Origin of the sequence: Micromonospora sp. NPDC052213, from assembly GCF_040679695.1 — a bacterium.
Lineage (GTDB): Bacteria > Actinomycetota > Actinomycetes > Mycobacteriales > Micromonosporaceae > Micromonospora.
Genome location: NZ_JBFAVI010000415.1, coordinates 1 through 1,056 on the forward strand (window position 1 = coordinate 1; position 1,056 = coordinate 1,056).

Here is a 1,056-nt window from a genome sequence, read left to right on the forward strand (position 1 = left end):
ATCATGTTGTAGACACCATGCGTCTTGCAGTACGACCAGTTCTCGATGTTGTAGTCGTTGTAGAACAGCTTCGTCGACGGGTCGGCCGCCCGCGCGGTGCGGAACGCCACCTCGATCCAGTCGTTGCCGGTGCCCTGCAGGTTCGACTGCCGGCGGCTGCCGTCCTCGTTGAACGCCTCGTTCACCACGTCCCACGCGGCCAGCTTGCCCCGGTAGTGGGCCATCACGCCGTTGATGTGGTCGATCATCGCCTGACGCAGGTTGCTGCCGTTCAGGCTCTGCATCCAGCCCGGCTGCTGCGCGTGCCACGCCAGCGTGTGCCCCCGGACCTTCAGGCCCCGCTGGGTCGCCCAGTTGTAGATCTGGTCGCCCGAGTTGAAGTTGAACTGGCCGCGCTGGGGCTGCGTCGCGTCCGGCTTCATCTCGTTCTCGGCGGTGATCATGTTGAACTCACGCGCCGCGATCGTGCTGTACGTCGAGTCGCCCAGTCGGTTCGCCGCGATGGCGGTGCCGAAGTAGCGGCCCGACTGTGCCGCGGCGGCACCGAGCGTGCTCGCCGCCGCCTGGGCAATGGTGGGCACCACGAGCGCGGCACCGGCGAGAGCCAGCGCGCTGCTGACGGCGGCCAGCACCACGCGGTGGCTGCGCCTCGGTAGATGTTTCATGACACTCCTCTGCATATCGGACGATGATGCGCTGGCGATGCCCGGCTTGACGCGGGTGGGAGCCGGCGGTGCGCCCACCCCCGCGTCACTGCCCTGAAACTTTTCGAAGATGTACCGGTAACTTCCCTGGGAAGATATCCGCGACGGCACGATCGGTCAATGTCGATGTCGACGCGAACATGGACTCAACCGGCTGATCAGCGCGGGAGTCCATGGATGACCGTGCGAGCGAAGGGCGCCGAGAAGCGCGAGCACGACCGAAAGTTTCGGAGATCCGGTCAGTGACCGGCGGCGTCGTACCGCTCGCGGTTGGCGTGCACCTCGTCCATGTGCGCCTCGGCCCACAGCTTCATGCCGTACATCAGCTGGTGCAGCGACTGACCGAGGTCGG

The 1,056-nt window shown here is 65.9% G+C and carries 1 protein-coding gene; it reads right to left on the reverse strand.

Features of this window, described 5'->3' with window-relative positions; translation table 11 throughout:
- Nucleotides 1-665 (reverse strand): endo-1,4-beta-xylanase (locus AB0L34_RS34370; RefSeq protein WP_363709852.1); only part of this gene is annotated, 665 nt, incomplete at its 3' end.
- Nucleotides 666-1,056: the final 391 nt, after the last annotated feature.